Here is a 20,967-nt window from a genome sequence, read left to right as displayed (position 1 = left end):
GGCCTGCGCCTTGATCACGCCACCGCCGACGTAGAGGACCGGGCGGCGCGCCTGCGCGATGAGCCGCGCGGCCTCACGGACCTGCAGGCCTGGCGTGCGGCGTGCCATACTCCGCGGCCGCGGAATGGTAAGGCGGTCGGGCCACAGGAACTGGGTGGTCTCCTGCAGCACGTCCTTCGGGATGTCGACCAGAACCGGACCGGGACGGCCGGTCGAGGCCAGGTGCACCGCGGTTGCGAGCACGGTGGGGATCTCGGCGGCGGTTGCCACCGCGAAGGTGTGCTTGGTGATGGGGTCGACCACCCGGCAGATATCAGCCTCCTGAAAGGCGTCAGTTCCGATGAGGTCGCGGGGAACCTGGCCGGTGATCGCCACGAGCGGGACGGAGTCCATGTTCGCGTCGGCCAGCGGGGTGACCAGGTTGGTTGCGCCGGGGCCCGAGGTCGCCATGCACACGCCGACCTTGCCGGTGGCCTGCGCGTACCCAGTGGCCGCGTGCCCCGCGCCCTGCTCGTGGCGGACCAGGACGTGCCGAAGCGAGGAGTTCTGCAGGGCGTCGTAGGCGGGCAAGATGGCCCCACCCGGGATCCCGAACACGATCTCCACGCCGAGCCGTTCCAACGACTGCACGACCAAGTGTGCTCCGGTGCATTCGTCCGGCTCCGTGTCACCGGTATGCGTCTTTGCGCTATCCGTGTCAACTCCGAATTGATTTACCTCAGTTTCACTTACCTCTCGGTTAACCAGGAGTTCTTCCGTGCTCTCCTTAGACTCTGCAGACTGTAAATCCCGCGTCATGAACGCAGCCTTCCCCCATCGTCGTGTTACCCGAAAACCGTGCGACGACCTGGTCTTTCGTCACCTGTTGTGCGTGGCGGACGATCCGCAACACTCCACGCTAGGCCCGAAGGGAGATGAAGTTCTATCCGGCCAGCGAGCCGTTCCTAGCCGATTCCCGATCGTTGTCAGGCGGCCAAGAACGCGGCCCCCTGACAAACACAGCTGGACGTTGAATAATCGTGCCGCCAATGAAGGAACACCGACTGGTTCTGGAGGAAGTGCAGTGGGGGAAGGCACTGGCGGCGTGGGGGCTGCCGTGACCAACGAGGTGACCGCGGCTGTCGAAGAGTGCGCGCGCGCTGCTTGGCGGGCGCAGGCGTCCCTGAGCGGGGCTGGCAGCGATCAGATCGACAGCGCAATTGAGGGGATGGCGCGCCTGCTCATACGGGAGACCGCGAGCCTGCTCGACGCGAACCGCACAGACCTCAACGCCGCGCGTCAACGAGGGATGAGCCCGGGTTTAATCGACCGGTTGAGTCTGACCGAGGACAGGTTATCGGGAATGGCGCACCAGCTCACGCTGCTTGCCCAGGCTCCGCATCCTGTGCGCGTGATCCCCGTGGCCACGCTGCGGAACGGTGGTGAGGTCGTGGAGTTCCGGCGTCCGGTGGGAGTGATCGGAGCCAACTATGAGGCCCGCCCCACCGTCACTGTTGATGTCGCATCCCAGCTGGTCAAGTCTCGCAATGCCGGCGTGCTGCGGACAGGCTCGGCGGCCCTGCGCACTGCCCAGCGGCTCCACCAGCTCGTGATCGCGCCCGCGCTGGCCGACGTCGACATCGACCCTGCCGTCGTACAGCTGGTGCCCCGGGCCGAGCAGGAAGCGGCCACGGCGCTCGTGCGACTGCCCGCCGTGGTGCCGCTGGTGATTCTGCGCGGAAGCGGCGCCAGCACGCGAGCGTTGGCGACCGAGGCCGCGATGCATGGCGTGCGCACCCTCGCCCACGCCGACGGTGGCGCGGTCCTGTACATCGACGTGGACGCGGATGCGCAGAGGGCTCAGGCGCTGATCGCCGAAAGCCTGGACCGGCTGGGAGTGTGTAACCGGCTCAACCTGCTCCTGATCCATCCAGCCATCCAGGACGCGTTGTGGCCTGCGCTGGAGGCAACATTGGCAGGTGCAGGCATCCGCGCTTCGCTGCCACCGCATGCCCATGCACTTGGCCACGAATGGGCGCTGGACCCGGGGCGTGAGGCGACCGTGACGGTAGCGCCAGCCGACGGCCCGGAACACGCCGCCGAGATCGCCAACGAGCAGACGTCCGGTCTCGCCGCAGCCATCGTGACGGAGAACGAGGCTGCAGCACAGAAGTTCTTCAGCGCCTACACGGGGGCGGGCGTGTTCTGGAACGCCTCAACACGTCTGCTGGACGGCTTCAAGCTGCTGGCGACGCCGGAGACCGGCATCAACCTTGACCGCGTACCCGGCCCACGAGGCCCCGTCACCTATACCGACCTCTACATCCGACAGTACGGCGTGACCCCGTTACGAACACCAGATGGCGCGACCTGGGACTGCGCTCCGGCTTTCGCAGAGTCGACGCAGTCCACCGGCCCAGCCGAACGAGTCCGCGACGATGTCAGACACGGGGGGTTCTAGACGTGGCGCACCTTGCCCCACCGGAGCCCCGCCTCACCGACTTCCAAATCATCGACACACACGACATCGACCTCGCTCACCGGCGCCTTAGCGAAGTGTTCTGCGACCACGAGCTTCGCGTCCGCACCCCCAGGTCCCGGTTCTCCGCTCTGCTCAACGTAGTGCCAATCCGAGGGATCACCGTGACCTGCATCCGCTTTGGCAGCGGAGTGCGCACCTCGGCCGATGCACTCGGGTTCTTCGGCGTGCAGCTTCCGTACTACGGCCGCTGCCAAGTACTGCACGGCAACCAGCATGTGCTGGCTGACCCCACCGTGTCCGCTGTGACCTCCCCGACGCGCCCGGTCCGGGTGGACTGGCAGCCGCACTGCACAACCATCACACTCAAGATCGAGCGCTCCTCGCTGGAAGCGGCGCTCTCAGCCGCGCTGGGCTACCAGGAGCTACGCAGACCGCTCGAATTCGCCACGGAGATGGACCTCCGCTCCGGTCCGTTGCGGACGTGGTCGGAGATCCTCAATGTCCTGGTCAATGACATCGAACGCGGCGGCGTCATCGCCCAGCAATCGCTGGCGGCGAGCAACCTGGAATACCTGCTCCTGAACGGACTCCTGCAGGCACAACCCCACAACTACACCGAGGAGCTGAACACCCCGGCCAGGACCATCGGAGCCCGCGCGGTCCGGCAAGCCGTCGAGTTCATCAGAAGCCATCCGGAGAAGCACATCAGCGCAGCAAGCCTGGCCCGAGCCGCTGGGGTAAGCGTCCGCTCGCTTCAGGAGAGCTTCCGGCAGGAACTCAACCTCTCCCCCATGCAGTACCTGCGCATGGTCCGGCTCGACCGCGTCCACGATGACCTCGTCGCCGCTCGTGACTTGGCAGGCGCCAAGGTGATGCCGATCGCGACCCGGTGGGGCTTCACCCACATGAGCCGATTCGCCACCGCATACCGGAAGCGCTTCGGGGAAACCGCCCTCCGCAACCCTCCGACCACGGAAAAGCACGAATGGGCAGATCTAAACAGATGCCGAGTGACCCTCGCCTCCGCCCGAAGCGCGCAGCGCGAGGGCATGATCGGTCGCGGCCTCCGCCACGTGCGGTCGCGCGCATGTCACACGGCTCGGCCCGTACGGAAGCACCGTGGCCTTCTCGGCCCCGGCGAGCTTGGGCGGCAGACTTTGTAGCGGCGCCCCCATGGTCCGCTCTCCGCGGACGCTCGGCGACTTGGGAACGGACCGGGCGAGGGCTTCTACTGCGAAACGCGGCGGCGCTTCGTCTAGGCCGGCGAGGCCAGTCAGCCCAAGACAACCCTTGATGTCCTCTGGGCCACCAGACATGCGCAATCTCGACCTGGCGGTAGGAGCGCGAGCGGATTGCCTCCGCGCCTCTAATCGATCGCCCCAGCGACGTGGGCCGCCGCGAGTTCAGCGCGCGGCCCTTGACGCTCCCAATGTCGGAGCGCAGGCCAGGAGCGGAGCGCCATTGAGCCGGCTCAGTGACGGTGTCGCAGCGCCGCAGTCGCAGCAAGCACACCCCTGTTGATCTTGAAATCGACGCGGCTGAGCGAACGTGAAGGAAACACGAAAAAGCCCGCTGACCTGGGCTTCCACCCAGAGCCAGCGGGCTCATGCAGACCGTCGGGCTGACAGGATTTGAACCTGCGACCCCTTGACCCCCAGTCAAGTGCGCTACCAAACTGCGCCACAGCCCGGCCGTCGTCTCCCCGAGGGGCGGCGACGGGGGATAGCTTATTACGGACCGCACACAGCCCGGTAGCGGGGTGCCCTCAAGCCGCTGGCCTGCGGGGATCCGTGGGACCGACCCCCAGAACGGTCCCACGTCCCCTCGGCCAGGACCGGCCCACGCGCCCCAACCGTGGACGGGCCACGCGCGCTCAGCCTCCCCCACCGGCGCGAAGGGCCGCTCCCCGTCGTGGACGAACCCGCACTGGCCAACGGGCACCGTGCCCGACAGCCTCACACCCGCGCGGCCAGCCTCTTCTGGAGCTCCGGCGCCTCGGCCAGCGCCTCCTGCACCCAGGTCGCCGCCAGGCCGGTGAACAGCTCCCTCGGCGCGGCCGCCCAGTCGAGCGGTCCGAAGGGCGGCTCGGGGTCGTACTCGACTCCGAACTGCAGCATCTTCGCGACGTCCACATTGCTGAAGCGCGCCGCCAGGTGCAGTGCCATGTCGATCCCCGCGGAGACGCCCGCCGCGGTCAGCACCTCGCCCTCGTCGACCCACCGGCGCTTCACGGGCGTCGCGCCGAACTCGCGCAGCGCCTCCAGGAACGACCAGTGCGTGGTGGCTTCCCTGCCCTTCAACAGGCCGGCCGCGCCCAGGATCAGCGCGCCCGTGCAGACCGACGCCGTCACGGTCGCCTGCGCACTCGCCGAGCGGACGTACTCCAGCAACCGCTCGTTCGTCAACGCCCGGAGCGTGCCGGCCTGCCCACCCGGCACCACCAGTGCGTACGGCGCCGGCACCTCTTCGAAGGTGCGGTCCGCGCCGAGCGACACAACGGCGTCCGTGGGCACCGGCTCCAGCGTCTCGGCCACCACCGCCGTCTCGAACGACGGGTCGGCCTGCCGCAACGACGACAGGACCTGGAGCGGGCCGATCAGGTCGAGGGGCGTGAGCCCGGGGTACAGCAGGAACGCGATCGTCTTCATGCGTCGCAGCCTGGCGCGTGCGCTAACCCGACCAACGCCGGATGTCCGAAAACCTGGGATCGTCGTCGGACAGACGGCTACCCTTGCGCCATGCGCCGGATGGTGATCGTCGGGTACGAGGAATCCGCCCTGCTGGACATCGCATGCCCGGCGGACGTCCTCGACGCCGCCAACCGTTACGGCGCCACCCCGGCCTACGACGTCACCCTGGCCAGCCTCGACGGCCGCCCGATCCGTTGCCAGAACACCCTGACGCTCGCCGCCCAGGACCGGCTCGACCGGCTCCGCGGTCCGGTCGACACCCTGATCGTCGCGGGCGGCACGGGGCACGCGAAAGCGGCCGCGGACGTCAAGCTGACCACCCACGTGCGGCGCGTCGCCGCGACCGCCAGGCGGGTCGCGTCGGTCTGCACGGGGACCTCCGTGCTTGCCGCGGCGGGGCTGCTCAACGGACGGCGCGCGACGACGCACTGGATGTGGGCCGGCATGCTCGCCCGGCGGTACCCCGACGTCACCATCGACCCGACGCCGCTGTTCGTCCAGGACGGCAACGTGCACACCGCCGCGGGCGTGACAAGCGGCCTGGACCTGACGCTGTCGTTCGTCGAGGCCGACCACGGGCCGAGCCTGGCGCGTGAGGTGGCGCGCGGGCTGGTCACCTACCTGCAGCGGCCGGGCAACCAGGCGCAGGTGAGCATGTTCCTCGCCGCGCCGCCGCCCGAGCACCGCCTGGTGGCCGACCTGGCGGCCCACATCACCGCACACCCGGACGGCGATTTGTCGACCCGGACGCTGGCGGAGCGGGCGGGGCTGAGCGAGCGGCAGCTGACGAGGCTGTTCCAGGAGCACCTCGGAACGCCGCCGGGCCGGTTCGTCAGACGGGCGCGAACCGAGGCCGCGTCCCAGCTGCTGGCCACCACGGACCTGCCGCTGACCGCCGTCGCGCGGCGGTGCGGGTTCAGCTCGGCCGAGACGCTGCGGCAGGCGTTCGTGGAGCTGTGCGGGACGCCGCCGTCGGCCTACCGCCGGGTGCACCGGCGGGCCGGCATCGCCTGAGCTGCGGCGCGCGCCCGGACGTTCTGTCGTGCGCTTGCGGACATCCTGCGCTGGACCGGTCGCGGGGCCGGGGAGCGTGGTGGTCCGGGTGCGGGCCGCCGGCCTCAACGCCGCTGATCTGCAGCAGGCACCGCACCGAGGGGCGCTTGCGGGTGCCCATCGAGGCGACCTTTCCGCTCGGCCAGTTCGACGGCGCCGACACCCGCCTCGCCCGGCCGGGCAAGTTCGGCAAGATCATCCTGCTGCCCTGACGATCACCGCGGACCGGGACCGGGCACCACGCCGCGAGCGGGCGTTACCGAATCTCTACAGTAGGGCCTGATGCGCAAATACCTGTGGCTGGTCCCGGTGCCCTGTGCGGTCTGGCTCTTCTTCGCGGTGCAGGGCATGATGCACTACCTGCCCACCCGCCCCCAGATCGACCTCGAGGTCTACCGCTACGGCGTGCAGGCCTGGTGGGACGGCCGCGACATGTACGGCACCCTGCCGGAGGTCGCCAACGGCGCGGAGCTGCCGTTCGTCTACCCGCCGTTCGCCGCGCTGCTGCTGTCGCCGCTGGCGATGCTGCCGTGGGACGCCTCCGTGGTGACCCTGTACATCCTCAACGGCCTCAGCATGTTCGTCACCGTCTACCTGGTCGCCCGCGCGGTCCGGCCGCAGCTCGGGCGGGACGGGGGCGTCGCCGTCGCGTCGGTCGTGCTTCCGCTGACCGTCTTCCTCGAGCCGGTGAGCCAGACGTTCGGCTTCGGGCAGGTCAGCATCATCATGATGGCCCTGGTCACGATCGACTGCCTGGCCGGGCGCACCGTCTGGCCGCGCGGGTTCGGCATCGGGCTGGCGGCGGCCCTCAAGCTCACCCCGGCCGCGTTCGTGTTGTTCTTCCTGATCCGCCGCGACTACCGGTCGGCCGTCACCTCGGCCATCACGTTCGGCATCGCCACCGTGATCGGGTTCGTCGCGGACTTCGGCGGCTCCATCCACTACTGGTTCCAGGGCGGCCTGAGCGGCGGCGGCGTCAGCGGCACCGCGTTCGCCACCAACCAAGCCATCGAAGCGGTCATCGTGCGCACCGGGCTGACCGGCGCGGCCGAGAAGGCCGTGTGGATCGTGCTGGTGCTCGGCCTGCTGGCGCTGGTCGCGAACGCGATGCGCCGCGCCGAGCCCGCACTCGCGCTGATGGCCAACGCCGGCCTGGCCCTGCTCGTCTCCCCCACCTCGTGGTCGCACTACTACGTGTGGGTGGTCCCGGCGCTGGTGGTGGTGCTCGGTGTCACCGTGCGCCGCACGCTGGAACGCTCCTGGCTCGCCGTGGCCTGGTTCGCCTGGGGCGCGCTGACCGCGGTGTTCTTCGTCTGGGCGCCGTTCCACAACCTGCCGGAGACCGACTTCCCGGTCGTGCACCGCGACTGGACGTTCCCCGAGCAGCTGTCCGCCGCCACCTACGTCCTGGTCGGCGTCGCCCTGCTGCTGGCCTTCGCGATCCCCCGCCAGAAGGCCCGCGAGCTGCCGATGCCGGTCATGCCCGCAAGGCGCCCCGCCGGCGCTGCCAGTCGGTGACCGCGGAGCAGCCGGCCGCCAGTTCGGCCCGCAGCAACGCCTCCTGCTGAGCCGCGACCTCGTCACCCAGCAGCTTCGCGACCCGGTCCAGCCCGGACAGCGCCTCCCACGGCACCCCCGGCAGCGCGCCCAGCACCTCCCCCGCCGGCGGCAGCGGCAGTGCCTCCTCGACGCCCGCCCGGCCCGCCGCCAGCAGGGCCGCGACCACCAGGTGCGGTTGCGCGTCGGCGCCGGCGAACCGGAACTCCAGCCGCAGCGACGCGTCCCGCCCGGCCACCCGCACCGACGCCGTCCGGTCGTCGACACCCCACCGCAGCTCCCGCGGGGAGAACGGCGCAGTCCGCAGCCGCACGTAGCTGTTCCAGGTCGGCGCCCACACCGGCGCGAGCGCCGCCGCGTCCCGCAGCACCCCGGCGAGGAAGGACGCCATCACCGGCGACAACGCGGTCCCGTGCCCCGACGCCGGCTCCCCCGCGAGGGAAGACAGCGACAGGTGCACGTGGCACGAACACCCCTGCCCGGGCTCCGGCGCCGCCAGGTAGGCCGCGGACACCCCGTGCTCCGCGGCCACCGACCGCACGATCAACTGCTGCAACAAGGCGTCGTCACACGCCGCGAGCACGTCCCGGTGCCGCAGCACGATCTCGTACTGACCCGGATGGCACTCCGCGCGCGCGGACTCGACACCCAGGCCGGACCGCTCCAGCGCCACGCGCAGATCGCGCAACAGCGGCCGCATCCGCTCGGTCCCGCCGATCGCGTAGTCCACGCCGTGCGCGCTCAGCGGCCCGTCGGCGTCGCTGAACACGACCTCGTGTTCGAGCCCCGCCGACGGCACGTACCCGAGCGATTCCAGCGCCGTCAGCTGCTCGGTCAGGACCCGGCGCGGAGCCGCCCGCGCCGGTTCGCCGTCCGGCCACTCGACGTCGCACACGATGCCGCACACCCCGTCCGGCAACGCGGTGATCGTCGCCAGATCGGGCCGCATCCGCAGGTCGCCGTAGCCGTCGACGTAGCGGGCCAGCGGGCTGTCCGCGCCGAGTGGCAGCGCCTCGCGCTCGACGTCCCAGGCGAAGACGTACGTGCAGATGCCGTAACCGCCGCTGAGCACCTCCTCGGTCACGAACCGCCCGGACAGCTCGACCGCGGCGAACCGGGCGTGCGGGTCGGGCACCAGCAGCAGCACCCGCGGCACGTCGCCCCGGTCCAGCGCCGCGCGCATGCCCCGCGCGGCCGTCTCCCGCTCGGCGAGCGTGCGTGGCCCGACCGGGCGCGGCGCTCTCACCACGCCCCCGCCGGGTCCGGGGCGTGCAACGGGTTCGGCACGCGGCCCCACCGCACGTCGAACTCGTCGTCGCGGTCGACCTTGTCGAAACCCTGCCCGGCCAGGTGTTCCCGGTTCAGCGTGACGCGCTCGACGTCCGGCGCGAACAGCAGGCACCGGTCGAACCGCTCGGCCACGTCCGGGTTTTCCGCGCGGTAGCGGCCGACGACGTCGCGCACCAGCTCCCAGAACCGCGCCCGCGGGAAGGCCAGGTCGTCGAGCAGGATCTCGGCCCAGAACCGCAGCTGCCCCGAGAACACCGAGCTGAACAGCGACTGCGCGAGCAGGTGCGCCGGCCAGCGCAGCATCTCGTCGGCGGCCTCCGGCGCGAGCAGCCGGTAGCAGTCCAGGTCCTCGTCGAGCAGGTCGACGCCCTGCGCGAAGTCCTTGATCGCCACGCGCAGCGGCCGCCCGTGCTCGTCGACGATCAGGATCAGGTTCTGGCCGTGCGGGCAGAACCCGACGCCGTAGCGCAGCAGCCACTGCAGCAGCGGGGTGAGCAGCAGGTCGAACACCGTGCCGAGCCAGCGTTCCGCGCCCCAGCCGGAGCGCTCGATCAGCCCCGTGACGACCGACGCGCCGTCCGGGTCGCGGTAGGGCAGCGCGGCGAACGAGATCGCCTGCTCCCCCTCGGCCAGCCGCGACAGCAGCGGTTCGCGCCACAGCGCGCCGAGCGTTTCGTGGAACCGGTACGGCAGCTCGTCGATGGCGCCGAACAGCGGGTGCTCGACCGACACGCTCGCGACCTCGCCGAGCAGTTCGAACCGGTACTTCTCGGTGAGCAGCGGATCCGCCGCGCCGACCCGCTTGAGCCAGCTCGTCACGGCCGGCCCGGCGAGCGTCGCGCCGGACGCGAGGCCACGGTAGACCAGGGTGTTGCGCACCGAGACCGCGGTCTTGACATCGTGCCGGTCCGGCCGGGACACGTTCGCCAGCGTCCGGACCGTCTGATGTGGACGGTAGGCGTCGCGGGACTCGCCCAGTTCGACCACGACCCCGGTGGCGAGTTCACCGGCGTAGAGCGTGCCGAGGACCTCGTCCGCCTGCCACGGGTGCACGGGCACCCACACGTACTCCGCGGGGTCGGCGATGCGGGTGAACTCGGCGCGCTGGTCGTCGTCCAGCTCCCCCGCGAACAACCGCTCGGCCGAAAGCTCCTCGACGCAGCGGAACCGCGCGTGGTCCCGGTGCACGGCGAACCACCGCAGGCGCACGTCGGCCCCGGCCTCCGGCGCGTACCGGGCGCGGTCGTCCGCGGAGAACCCGACCCGGCCCTTGTTGAGCACCAGCCGCGGATGCCCGGTCAGGTGCCCGTCGGCGAGGTTGTAGTCCATCGTGGACAGTTCCGCGGCGCTGGGCGCGCGGCGCAGGCGGGCGGCCTCGTTGGTCACCGTGGCGGTCAGCTCGGCCAGCACGTCCGCCAGCCGCAACCCGGACAGGCCCAGCTCCTTGCGCGCGTCCACCACCAGCACCCGGGGATCGGTCGCCGGTTCGCCGTCCCGCAACGCGGACCCGGGCTCCACCGTCCACGACTCGAACGCGCCGCGCCGGGCCCGGAACTCGTAGGTCACCTCGGGCAGCTTCAGCCGCCACAGCCTGCGCTCCATGTCGTCGGCCGGCTCGGGGCGGAACAGGCCCTCGTAGGACAGTTCGCCGAGCATCTTGTGCACGACCAGCGTGCCGGCCGCGCGCCACGCCTGGGCAGTTTCCACGCTCACTCCTCCAACCCGAACCGCGTGAACGCCGTGCGCGACGGCAACCGGTAGACGGTGCGGCCGCAGACCGCGTTGACGATCGAGGCGGCCCGCCACGCCGCCAGCCCGAGGTCCGGCGCGCCGACCCCGTGCGTGTGCCGTTCCGCGTTCTGCACGAAGATCGCGCCGCCGATCTCCGGCGCGAGCCGCAGCCGGTAGTCGCGCTCGACGACCGGGCGGCCGCTGCCGTCGCGGGCGACCGCGTCCGCCAGCGGCCCGAGCAGCCCGTCCAGCGGCCGCTCCCGGTAGCCGGTGGCGGCGACGATCGCGTCGGTCACCCAGGTCGCGGTGCTGCCTTCCTGCCGGTGCCGCAGGCCCAGCGCGATCCGCTCGCCGTCGCGCCGCGCGGACACCACCTCCACGCCGGGCGTCAGCGTGACGCCGGGCCAGCCGCCGCCCACCGAGCGGCGGTAGAGCTCGTCGTGGATGTCGGCGATGGTGTCGGCGTCGATTCCCTTGTACAGCTGCCATTGCGCGGGCAGCAGCCGGTCGCGCTCGGCCTCCGGCAGGCGGTGGAAGAAGCGCGTGTAGTCGGGCGTGAACTGCTCCAGCCCGAGCTTGGAGTACTCCATCGGCGCGAACGACACCGTCCGCGTCACCCACCGCAGCCCGTCCGGTTGCTTGCGGTGCCGCAGCAGGTCCAGGAACACCTCCGCGCCGGACTGGCCCGAGCCGACGACGGTCACCGCGGGCAGCGCCAGCAGCCGTTCCCGCTCGGACAGGTACTCCGCGGAGTGGATCACCGGCGCGTCCGGATCGTCCGCGAGAGCGCGCAACGGCTCCGGGACCCGGGGTTCGGTGCCGATGCCGAGCACGACGTTGCGCGCGCTGATCTCCCCGGCGGCCGAGCGCAGCCGGAACAACCCGTCGCGCCACTCGATCCCGGTGATGTCCGTGCCGAACCGGCAGCTGTCCAGCCGCTGCGACACCCAGCGGCAGTAGTCGTCGTACTCCGCGCGCGGGATGTGGAAGCGTTCGGCGAAGTAGAACGGGAACAGCCGGTCCTTCGCGCGGAGGTAGTTCAGGAAGGACAGCGCGCTGGTCGGGTCGGCCAGCGACACCAGGTCGGCCAGGAACGGCACCTGCAGGGTCACGCCGTCGAGCAACAGGCCGGGGTGCCAGCGGAACTCCGGGCAGCGGTCGTACACCGCGACGGTCAGGTCGTCGACCGGCTCGGCGAGCGCGGCCAGCGACAGGTTGAACGGGCCGATTCCGACCCCGGCCAGATCGACCGGAGTCACCGCAGGACCACCTCGGCGGACTGCGCCGCGGCGGCCGCGACCACCGACTCCAGCAGCGGCCGGTAGTCCTCGGCGCTCGCGTGCGGGTGCAGCAGGGTCAGCTTGAGCCACACGCCGTCGGACATCGTTGCCCTGCCGACGATCGCGGTGCCTGCCTCCAGCAACGTGCGGCGCACCCGCGCGACCGTTTCGTCGTCGGCGTCCACCGGTTTGAACAGCACGGTGGACAACGTCGGCGCGCCCCACAACCGCAGGCCCGGGTGCCGCTCGATCATGGCCGCGACTTCGGCCGCGGTGGCGCAGCAGTGCTCGACGAGCGCGCCCATGCCGTCGATGCCGAGCGCCCGCAGGGTGACGGCCATCCGGAACGCGTCGGGGCGGCGGGACGTGCGGATGGAGCGGCCGAGCAGGTCCGGCAGCCCGGCCTCGGTGTCGTCGTCCGCGTTGAGGTACTCGGCGCGCACGGACAACGCCGAGAGGTCCGCGGCGTCGCGCACCGCGAGCAGGCCCGCGGAAATGGGCTGCCAGCCGAACTTGTGGGCGTCCAGCGCGACGGAGTCCGCTTCGTCGAGTCCGTCGAGCAGGGGCTTCAGCTTCGCGCTGCACAGGGCGAGACCGCCGTAGGAGGCGTCGACGTGCAAGCGCGCGGCGTGCCGGCGGCAGACCGCCGCGAGCTCGCGCAGCGGGTCGATTTCGCCGGTGTCGGTGGTGCCCGCGGTGGCGACCACGACCGCGGGCGAGCCGAGTTCGCGCAGGGTCTCCGCCAGCGCGGCGGGCCGCATGCGTTCGCCGTCGCAGTCCACCAGGACCGGCGCGGGCAGGCCGAGCAGCCACGCGGCACGGGCCACGCTGTGGTGGGCGTTGCGCCCGCACACCGGGCGGACGGCCGGCTCCGGCTCGCGCGCGAGCAGCAGCCCGAGCAGGTTCGACTCGGTGCCGCCGGTGGTGACGACGGCGTCCGGCGCGGGGGCGTCCGGGTAGCAGAGCCGGGCGATCAGGGTGACCAGCTCGCGTTCGATCTCGCTCGCCACCGGCGCCTGGTCCCACGAGTCCATCGACGGGTTGAGCGCGCTCGCCACGACGTCGGCGGCCACGGCGACGGCGAGCGGCGGGCAGTGCAGGTGCGCCGCGCACGCCGGGTCGGCGGGGTCGACCGAGCCCGCGGCCAGCAGCCGGGACATTTCGGAAAGCGCTTGCTCGGCTCCGACACCGGTGGCCCCGGCCAGGGGTTCCGCGCCCGTCACGGCCGCCACCCCGGCCGCGACGGCGGCAGGCCCGCCCGCCGGGCCCGGTCCGCCGCGTTCCACGGCCCCCGCGCCCATCGCGTCGAGGACCAGCGGGATCAGCTCGGCCAGCCGCCGGTGTCCCGCGCGGCCACCGGCCAGCCCGGCGCACTCCGATGTCGATTCGCCCACTCACCGCTCCTTAGGTATGCCTACGCTAAGCCACGATACGGACACCGTGCGCCGCAGGCACACCCCCGGCGGGCACGTTCCTCCCAAAGTGCCCGCCCGGGGAGCGTTAGTCATGCCGCCAAAGGGGTCACGGCGGCGTGTGCCGGATCACCGGGGCGCGAGCGCCTCCACCTGCCGCACCGGGTCCTCACCGGTGGGCAGCAGCGCGATCACGGGCGTGGTCAGCCCGTTGTCCACATAGGACTGCACCTTCTCCCGGCACTCCTCGGGACTGCCGTGCACGACCAGGTCGTCGACCACCTCGTCCGGAATCACCTCGTTCGCCCGTTTCCGGTCGCCCGCGCGCCACGCCTCGTGCATCGGCGCGAGCGCCTCGCCACGGCCGAGCCAGTCGTGGAACGCCGCGTACACCGGCACGGTGAGGTAGCTGCTGATCAGCATCCGGCCGAGGCCGCGCGCGGCCTCGCGGTCGGTGGTCGGGCAGACGAAGATCCGCGCCGCCAGCTCGGTGTCCGGCCCGATCTCGGCGCGCACCTGGCGGACGTCGGCAGGCGAGAGCCAGTTCGTGATCGCGCCGTCGGCCTCCTTGGCGGCCAGCTTCAGCATGCCGGGCCGGAGCGCGGCGAGCATGATCGGCGGCGCCGGCTCCGGCGCGCGCTCGAGCCGGAACTTGCTGACCGAGAAGGTCTCGTACTCCACGGTGACCTTCTCCCCCGCCAGCGCGGCGCGCAGGAACCGCAGCGTGTCCCTGGTGCGGGCGAACGGTTTCGCGAACTCGGCGGCGTTCCAGTTCTGCACGATCACCGGCGAGGACGCGCCGATGCCGAGCACGAACCGGCCGGGCGCGGCCTCGGCCAGGGTCGCCGCGGACATCGCGAGCAGCCCGGGCCCGCGGGTGTAGACCGGCACGATCGCGGTGCCCAGCCGCAGCTCCGGCGCCCACTGCGAAGCCAGCAGCAGCGGCGAGAACGCGTCCGTCCCCGCGGTTTCGGCCGACCACGCGTCGGTGTAGCCGAGCGCGGGCAGGCGCTCGATCAGCTCACGGTGCGCGGTCAGCGGCACCCCGGTCAGCGGAATCGTGATTCCCCAGCGCTTCATCGCGCAGCAGCCTCCAGCTCTCGTTTGATCCAGTCCACCTGGACCCTCATCAGGTTCTCCGCGACCTCTTCGGCCTGCGGCGTCATGTGGGTCGCGCCGACCAGCGGCAGGAACACGTGCGGGCGGCAGGCGGCCAGCAGCGCCGAGGACAGCCGCAGCGCGTGCGCGACGAACACGTTGTCGTCGGCGAGGCCGTGCACGATCAGCAACGCGCGCCGCAGCTCCGGCGCACTGGCGATCAGCGAGTTGCGCTCGTAGGAGTCCGGCTCCTCGTCCGGCACGCCGAGGTAGCGCTCGGTGTAGTGGGTGTCGTAGAGGGACCAGTCGGTGACCGGCGCGCCCGCGACCGCCGCGTGGAAGACGTCCGGGCGGCGCAGCACGGCCAGCGCGGACAGGTACCCGCCGTAGGACCAGCCGCGGATCGCGACCCGGGACAGGTCGAGCTCCGGATGGTCGGCGGCGACCGCGTGCAGGGCGTCCACCTGGTCGGTGAGCGTCACCTCGGCCAGCTCGCGCACGATCTCCTTCTCCCACGCCGGCCCCCGGCCGGGGGTGCCGCGGCCGTCCGCGACCAGGACCGCGAAGCCCTGGTCGGCCAGCCACTGCGAGGTGAGGAACGCGTTGCGGCTCTGCAGGACGCGCTGCGCGTGCGGGCCGCCGTAGGGGTCGAGCAGGACGGGCAGCTTGCCGTCCCCGGGCCGGTAGCCGGTGGGCAGCAGCAGCGCGGCGCGCAGGCCGCGCTCGCCGACGGTGAGCCATTCCGGGTCGGGCTCGAGTCCCGGGTCGACCGGGTAGGACCGGACCTCGGCGAGCGGGCGGCCGTTGCGCAGCACGCTCACTTCGGGGCCGCTGCGGCGCAGGCTCCATGACGACAGCACGGTGATCTCCGCGGTGCCCGCGCCCACGTGCACGCCGTCGGCGTCGGACAGCCGGGTCACGCCGTCCGGGCCGGTGCGGTAGACGTGGATCTGCGTCGGGTCGTCCTCGCTCGCGCTGAACAGGACCTCGGCCCCGACGTGCAGCACCGAGCGGACCTGCAGGCCCGGCCCGGTGACCGGCTCGCCGTCGACCACCAGCCGGTAGCTGCCGTCCGCGGCGCTGACGTGCACGAGCCGCCCGTCGGTGGTCCAGCCGGGCACGCCGGGGACGATCTCGACCCAGTGCGGATCGGTCTCGGTGTGCAGCAGCTTGGTGGAGCCGTCGGCGGGGTCGACCGCGTAGAACGCGAGTTCGCGCTGGTCGCGGGGCTGCACGGCAAGCAGCGGCGGGCCGCCTGCCGACCAGTGCACGGCGACGAGGTACTCCCAGTCGCCGCGCTCGACGTCCACGCGGGTGCCGTCGAGACCGAAGAACGCCAGCGAGACGTCGACGTTCGTGGTGCCCGCCGCCGGGTACGCGACGGTGTTCGCGCCGCCCTCGGGGTGGGCCGGGTCGGAGATGGTCCAGCGGGGCACATCCGCCCGGTCGGTGCGTTCGACCAGCAGGGTCTGCCCGTCGGGCGACCACCAGTAGCCGCGGGCGCGGCCCAGCTCCTCGGCGGCGATGAACTCGGCCAGCCCCCAGGCGATGTCGTCGCCGTCCTCGCCGGCCAGCACCGTGTCCTCGCGCGTGGCGAGGTCGATGACGCGCAGCTTGCGGTCGCGGACGTAGGCGATGTGGGTGCCGGTGGGGTTCGGGCGGGGGTCCACGACCGAGGTGTCGACCAGTTCGGTCACCTCGCGGCTGCCCAGGTCGACCGTGTAGAGCTTGCCGGACAAGGAGAAGGCGGCCAGGCGGAACTCGTCGTCGACGGCGTAGCCCACCACGCCGCCCGCGCTCTCCCGCATGCGCTCGCGGCGGGCCCGCTCCTCCGGCGGCAGCTCCTCCTCACCGGGCAGCAGCTCGGCGGCGTCCACGACCTTGGTCTCGGCGCCCCGGGTGAGGTCGAGTTCCCAGAGGCTGTTGCGCCGGTCGGTGCCGGACTCCGAACGCAGGAACAGCAGGCGCGACCCGTCGGGCGCGACGCGGAACTCGCGCGGGGTGCCGAGGGTGAAGCGCTGGGTGCGGGCCTGCTGGCGGAGGAAGGAGAGCTCGTCGGTCACGCCTCGCACTCTGTCAAACGACGCCCGGTCTTGGCGAGCGGTGGTTGACTCCTTCTGTCAGTGTTCGCTAACGTTAGCGAACACTGACAGAAAGGATCGGTCATGGGACAGCAGGTCGCGTTCTTCGAAGTGATCAGCGCGAACGCCGAACGGGCCCGGAAGTTCTACGCGGAGCTGTTCGACTGGCAGGTCGACGCCGACCCGGCGATGGGCGGCTACGCGCTCGTCGACACGGGCGGAGGCATCGGCGGCGGGATCGGGCCTTCGACGGGCCCCGGCGACACCGGCGTCAAGATCTACATGCGGGTCGACGACCTCGACGCGTACCTGGACCGGGCGGAGCGGCTGGGCGGGAAGCGGCTGGTGCCGCCCACCGACCTCCCCGGCGACTTCGGGCGGTTCGCCATCTTCGCCGACCCGGACGGCAACCAGGTCGGACTCTGGGCGTAGGAGCGGGCATGACGGACGACGAGCGGACGGACGAGGCGCTGCGGGCGCTCGCGGAGCCAAGGCGGCGCGCGATCCTCCGGCTGGTCGCCAACGACGAGCTGGCCGCAGGCGAGATCGCGGAGTCCTTCGACGTGAGCCGCACGGCGGTCAGCCAGCACCTCACCGTCCTGAAGAACGCGGGACTGCTCGACGAGCGGCGCGACGGCACCCGACGGCTCTACCGCGCCCGCCCGGACGGCCTCGCCGGGCTGCGGCAGTTCCTCGACGACATGTGGGCCTCGTCCCTCGACACGGCCCGGCGGCTGGTCGAAGCTGAGCGGGGGATCGGCGAAGACGACACGGCGAGAGGATCGGCATGACCGACATCCTGAGCCGGCCGCCGGTGCGGCAGGCGACCCTCGTGCGCAGCGACGCCGCGCACACCTTCGACACGTTCGTCCGCACGATCGGCGTCTGGTGGCCGGTCGAGCCGTTCTCCCGCGGCGGGGACCGGGTGCGGGACGTGACCTTCGAGCGCCGCACGGGCGGCCGCGTCTACGAGACGTGGGACGACGGCACCGAGCACGACTGGGGCGAGGTGCTCGCGAGGGACCCGCCGGAGCGGTTCACCATGACCTGGCTGGTCACCCCGGCGCCCACCGAGGTCGAGCTGACCTTCCGGGCGCTGGGCCCCGCGCTGACCCGGGTCGCGGTGGAGCACCGCGGCTGGGAGGCGCTCAGCGACGAGCAGGTGCGGGCGTCCTGCGCGCTCGGCGGCGGTTACGCCGGCGGCGCGTTCACCGAGGGCTGGGCGCGGCTCCTGGGCCGGCTCACCGAGGCGGCGGAGCGTGCGGCATGAAGTACCTGGTGTTCTACGAGCCGGCGGACAACGTCCTGGAGCGCGGCGCCCCGCACATGGACGCCCACTCGGCGCGGATCCGCGAGTTCCACGCCCGCGGCGACCTGCTGCTCGTCGGCACTCTGGAGAACCCGCAGGTGAACGGGTCGCTCAGCGTGTTCCGCACGCGCGAGGCCGCGGAGGAGTTCGTGGCGGGCGACCCGTTCGTGCGCAACGGCGTGGTGAAGAACTGGTACGTCCGGGAGTGGAACGAGGTACTGGCGCCCTGAGCCGTGCAACGAACCGCCGGAATCGCCGGGAACTGCGCAACGATCAGCGTGCCATAGCAACGATCTACGGATGATTCCGGGCCTGAACTGCCCTTAGCCTGAAGGCATGACGACCTCCGCGGCCGAGTTCATCGCGCTCGACGAGCGCTGGAGCACGCACAACTACCACCCGCTGCCCGTGGTGATCGCCGAAGCCGACGGCGCCTGGGTCACCGACGTCGAGGGCCGCCGGTACCTCGACTTCCTGTCCGCCTACTCGGCGCTGAACTTCGGGCACCGGCACCCCGCCCTGGTCGCCGCGGCGCAGGAGCAGCTCGGGAAGGTCACGCTGACCTCGCGCGCGTTCCACCACGACCAGCTGGGCGCGTTCTGCCGCGAGCTGGCCGAGCTGACCGGCACCGAGATGGTGCTGCCGATGAACTCCGGCGCGGAGGCGGTCGAATCCGCGCTCAAGGTCGCCCGCAAGTGGGCCTACGAGGTCAAGGGCGTGCCGGACGGGCAGGCCGAGATCGTGGTCGCCGGGTCGAACTTCCACGGCCGCACCACGACGATCATCTCGTTCTCCACCGACGAGTCCGCGCGCGCCGGGTTCGGGCCCTACACCCCGGGGTTCACGGTGGTGAAGTACGGCGACGCGGCTGCCCTGCGCGACGCGATCACCGAGCGCACCGCGGCGGTCCTGCTGGAGCCGATCCAGGGCGAGGCCGGGGTGCTGGTGCCGCCGGAGGGGTACCTCGCCGAGGCGCGCCGGCTGTGCGACGAGGCCGGGACGCTGCTGATCGCCGACGAGATCCAGTCCGGGCTGGCCCGCACCGGCACGCTGCTCGCGCTGGAGCCGAGCGGGGTGCGCGCCGACCTCTACACGCTGGGCAAGGCGCTGGGCGGCGGGATCCTGCCCTTGTCCGCGGTGGTCGGGCGCCGGGACGTGCTGGGGGTGCTGAAGCCGGGCGAGCACGGCTCGACCTTCGGCGGCAACCCGCTGGCGTGCGCGGTCGGCCGGGCGGTGATCAAGCTGCTGTCCACGGGCGAGTTCCAGGAGCGGTCGGTGCGGCTGGGCGCGCGCATGCACGCGCGGCTCGGGGAACTGGTCGGGCACGGACTGGCCGAGGTCCGCGGCCGCGGCCTGTGGGCGGGCATCGACATCACGCCGGGCGGGCTGTCCGGCCGCGAGGCGTGCGAAGCCCTGGCGGCGAAGGGGCTGCTGGCGAAGGAAACCCACGGCGCGACGCTGCGGCTGGCGCCACCGCTGGTCATTTCGGAGGCCGATCTGGACCGCGGGCTGGACATCCTGGAGGAGGTCCTGGCCGGCTGACCTCCGCCGCCGCGAGCGTGGGACTCGCGTGGTGCGGGGAAACCGTCCACCTCTCCCGTACGTTGTGCAGGCAACGGAGGGAGCAGGGGATGGAACGGGCACTGGTGCCGGGTGAGCTGAGCGATCCGGAGGAGCTGCACGCGCGGGGCCGGAAGCTGGGGGCACGCACACCACCGGCGGCGCACGATCACGCGGCCGCCGGGGAGCACCGGCCGTCGGTCGCCGAGTTCGTCGAGCACAGCAACGCCGGACGGCTCGGCGACCTGGTCCCGCTGCGGATCGGGCGCATGATCGCCTCCCCGTTCGCGTTCTTCCGCGGCGCGGCGGGGCTGATGGCCGCGGACCTGGCCGGCACCCCGCACAGTGGACTGTCCGCCCAGATCTGCGGTGACGCGCACGCCGCGAACTTCGGCCTGTACGGCACGCCGGACGGGCAGATCGTCATGGACATCAACGACTTCGACGAGACCATCCGCGGGCCGTGGGAGTGGGACCTCAAGCGCCTCGCCGCGAGCCTGGTGCTCGCCGGGCGCGAGGGTGGGGTGTCCGAAGAGGACTGCCGGGACGCGGCCGAGGACGCGGTGAAGTCCTACCGGCGCGTGGTGCGCCAGCTCGGCGAGGCGTCGTTCCTGCGCTCGTGGAACGCGCTCGCCGACGCGGACGCGCTGTCCAAGGTGAAGGCGCACGACCTCGCCGACGAGTTCAGCGAGGCCGCCGAGAAGGCGCGCCGCAACACCAGCGCCCGCGTCGTGGCCAAGTGGACCGAGCGCATCGACGACCACACCACCGGCCTGAGCCACCACCGGTTCGTCGAGGACCCGCCGGTGCTGCGGCACGTCGACGAGGCGACCGCGGACGCCGTGGCCGACGGGCTGGTGTCCTATGTGCACACCCTGCGCGAGTCGCGGCGCAACCTGATCGCCCGTTACCGCATCGCCGACGTCGCCTTCCGCGTCGTCGGCACCGGCAGCGTCGGGTTGCGCAGCTACGTCGTGCTGCTGCACGGCAACACCGACGAGGATTTGGTGCTGCAGGTCAAGGAGGCCCGGCCGTCCGCGCTCACCCCGTACCTGCCGGAGCACCGCACCGAGCACGAGGGCCAGCGCATCGTGCACGGCGCCCGCCTGGTGCAGGCCGAGACGGACATCCTGCTCGGCTGGACCACCATCGAGGGCAGGCCGTTCATCGTGCGGCAGTTCCGGAACATGAAGGGCGCGATCGAGCCGACCGAGCTGGGCGGCAAGGACCTCGACGACTACGGCCGCCTGGCCGGCGCGCTGCTCGCCCGCGCGCACATCCGCTCGGTCCACCCACGGCTGCTGGCGGGATACTTCGACGGTGACGACCAGCTCGACGAGGCCATCGGCCGCTACGCGGTGCGCTACGCCGACCAGACCGAGTCCGACCACGCCGAGCTGGTCACCGCGGTCAAGAACGGCCGCTTCCCGGCCATCCCGGACTGA

General features: G+C 71.9%; 18 protein-coding genes and 1 tRNA gene. 10 read left to right on the top strand and 9 right to left on the bottom strand.

What is annotated here, in order from left to right:
• Positions 1-636 (bottom strand): thiamine pyrophosphate-binding protein (locus ACCP09_RS08165; protein ID WP_433744585.1); only part of this gene is annotated, 636 nt, incomplete at its 3' end.
• A 460-nt stretch (positions 637-1,096) separates the two neighbouring features.
• Here ACCP09_RS08165 and ACCP09_RS08160 point away from each other — a divergent pair.
• Complete coding sequence (locus ACCP09_RS08160; RefSeq protein ID WP_433744582.1) at positions 1,097-2,440, top strand: aldehyde dehydrogenase family protein; 1,344 nt, start codon at positions 1,097-1,099, stop codon at positions 2,438-2,440.
• Positions 2,441-2,442: 2 nt separating this feature from the next.
• Positions 2,443-3,624: an AraC family transcriptional regulator gene (locus ACCP09_RS08155; protein WP_433744580.1), complete on the top strand. Its 1,182-nt coding sequence runs from the start codon at positions 2,443-2,445 to the stop codon at positions 3,622-3,624.
• A gap of 453 nt (positions 3,625-4,077) precedes the next feature.
• Here the strand turns inward: ACCP09_RS08155 and ACCP09_RS08150 are convergent.
• Both ACCP09_RS08150 and ACCP09_RS08145 read right to left on the bottom strand, forming a co-directional pair.
• A tRNA-Pro gene (locus tag ACCP09_RS08150) sits at positions 4,078-4,151 on the bottom strand.
• Positions 4,152-4,416: 265 nt separating this feature from the next.
• Positions 4,417-5,109, bottom strand: coding sequence for a DJ-1/PfpI family protein (locus ACCP09_RS08145; protein WP_027935157.1), 693 nt, complete (start codon positions 5,107-5,109; stop codon positions 4,417-4,419).
• Between the two features lie 90 nt (positions 5,110-5,199).
• Here ACCP09_RS08145 and ACCP09_RS08140 point away from each other — a divergent pair, with 90 nt between their 5' ends.
• Positions 5,200-6,165 (top strand): GlxA family transcriptional regulator, encoded by a 966-nt coding sequence (locus ACCP09_RS08140; protein ID WP_027935156.1) that lies wholly within the window; start codon positions 5,200-5,202, stop codon positions 6,163-6,165.
• 321 nt (positions 6,166-6,486) lie between these two features.
• The gene (locus ACCP09_RS08135) at positions 6,487-7,722 is read left to right on the top strand and encodes a glycosyltransferase family 87 protein (protein ID WP_433744575.1); all 1,236 of its coding nucleotides are present in this window, start codon (positions 6,487-6,489) and stop codon (positions 7,720-7,722) included.
• Here the strand turns inward: ACCP09_RS08135 and ACCP09_RS08130 are convergent.
• The 6 genes from ACCP09_RS08130 to ACCP09_RS08105 all read right to left on the bottom strand — a co-directional run bounded on the left by ACCP09_RS08130 (position 7,682) and on the right by ACCP09_RS08105 (position 16,635).
• The gene (locus ACCP09_RS08130; protein ID WP_433744572.1) at positions 7,682-9,010 is read right to left on the bottom strand and encodes a glutamine synthetase; all 1,329 of its coding nucleotides are present in this window, start codon (positions 9,008-9,010) and stop codon (positions 7,682-7,684) included. The genes ACCP09_RS08135 and ACCP09_RS08130 overlap by 41 nt on opposite strands.
• A complete protein-coding gene (locus ACCP09_RS08125; protein WP_433744591.1) occupies positions 9,004-10,707 on the bottom strand; it encodes an IucA/IucC family protein in 1,704 nt (567 codons plus the stop codon). Before ACCP09_RS08125 ends, ACCP09_RS08130 begins: the two co-directional genes overlap by 7 nt.
• A 53-nt stretch (positions 10,708-10,760) precedes the next feature.
• Positions 10,761-12,041, bottom strand: coding sequence for a lysine N(6)-hydroxylase/L-ornithine N(5)-oxygenase family protein (locus ACCP09_RS08120; protein WP_433744569.1), 1,281 nt, complete (start codon positions 12,039-12,041; stop codon positions 10,761-10,763).
• Positions 12,038-13,456 carry a pyridoxal phosphate-dependent decarboxylase family protein gene (locus ACCP09_RS08115; protein ID WP_433744566.1) on the bottom strand — a complete coding sequence of 473 codons (1,419 nt, stop codon included), beginning with the start codon at positions 13,454-13,456 and terminating at the stop codon, positions 12,038-12,040. The genes ACCP09_RS08120 and ACCP09_RS08115 overlap by 4 nt, the downstream gene beginning before the upstream one ends.
• Positions 13,457-13,603: 147 nt before the next feature.
• Complete coding sequence (locus ACCP09_RS08110; protein WP_433744563.1) at positions 13,604-14,554, bottom strand: LLM class F420-dependent oxidoreductase; 951 nt, start codon at positions 14,552-14,554, stop codon at positions 13,604-13,606.
• Positions 14,551-16,635, bottom strand: coding sequence for a prolyl oligopeptidase family serine peptidase (locus tag ACCP09_RS08105; protein WP_433744560.1), 2,085 nt, complete (start codon positions 16,633-16,635; stop codon positions 14,551-14,553). Before ACCP09_RS08105 ends, ACCP09_RS08110 begins: the two co-directional genes overlap by 4 nt.
• A 102-nt stretch (positions 16,636-16,737) precedes the next feature.
• On the opposite strand from ACCP09_RS08105, the gene ACCP09_RS08100 reads away from it, so the two are divergent.
• The 6 genes from ACCP09_RS08100 to ACCP09_RS08075 all read left to right on the top strand — a co-directional run bounded on the left by ACCP09_RS08100 (position 16,738) and on the right by ACCP09_RS08075 (position 20,967).
• The gene (locus ACCP09_RS08100) at positions 16,738-17,085 is read left to right on the top strand and encodes a VOC family protein (RefSeq protein WP_020419979.1); all 348 of its coding nucleotides are present in this window, start codon (positions 16,738-16,740) and stop codon (positions 17,083-17,085) included.
• Positions 17,086-17,093: 8 nt separating this feature from the next.
• On the top strand, positions 17,094-17,444 hold the full coding sequence (locus ACCP09_RS08095) for an ArsR/SmtB family transcription factor (protein ID WP_027935147.1): 351 nt from the start codon (positions 17,094-17,096) through the stop codon (positions 17,442-17,444).
• Entirely contained in the window at positions 17,441-17,923 is a 483-nt protein-coding gene (locus ACCP09_RS08090) for an SRPBCC domain-containing protein (protein ID WP_433744555.1), read from the top strand. Before ACCP09_RS08095 ends, ACCP09_RS08090 begins: the two co-directional genes overlap by 4 nt.
• On the top strand, positions 17,920-18,192 hold the full coding sequence (locus ACCP09_RS08085) for a YciI family protein (protein ID WP_020419982.1): 273 nt from the start codon (positions 17,920-17,922) through the stop codon (positions 18,190-18,192). Before ACCP09_RS08090 ends, ACCP09_RS08085 begins: the two co-directional genes overlap by 4 nt.
• A 106-nt stretch (positions 18,193-18,298) precedes the next feature.
• Positions 18,299-19,504, top strand: a complete 1,206-nt coding sequence (rocD, locus tag ACCP09_RS08080; RefSeq protein ID WP_027935145.1) for an ornithine--oxo-acid transaminase — start codon at positions 18,299-18,301, stop codon at positions 19,502-19,504.
• An 89-nt stretch (positions 19,505-19,593) separates the two neighbouring features.
• A complete protein-coding gene (locus ACCP09_RS08075) occupies positions 19,594-20,967 on the top strand; it encodes a DUF2252 domain-containing protein (RefSeq protein WP_433744551.1) in 1,374 nt (457 codons plus the stop codon).

It is taken from the genome of Amycolatopsis sp. 3B14 (assembly GCF_050958625.1).
GTDB lineage: Bacteria > Actinomycetota > Actinomycetes > Mycobacteriales > Pseudonocardiaceae > Amycolatopsis_E > Amycolatopsis_E thermoflava.
This window is presented reverse-complemented; position numbering and strand designations above follow the sequence as displayed.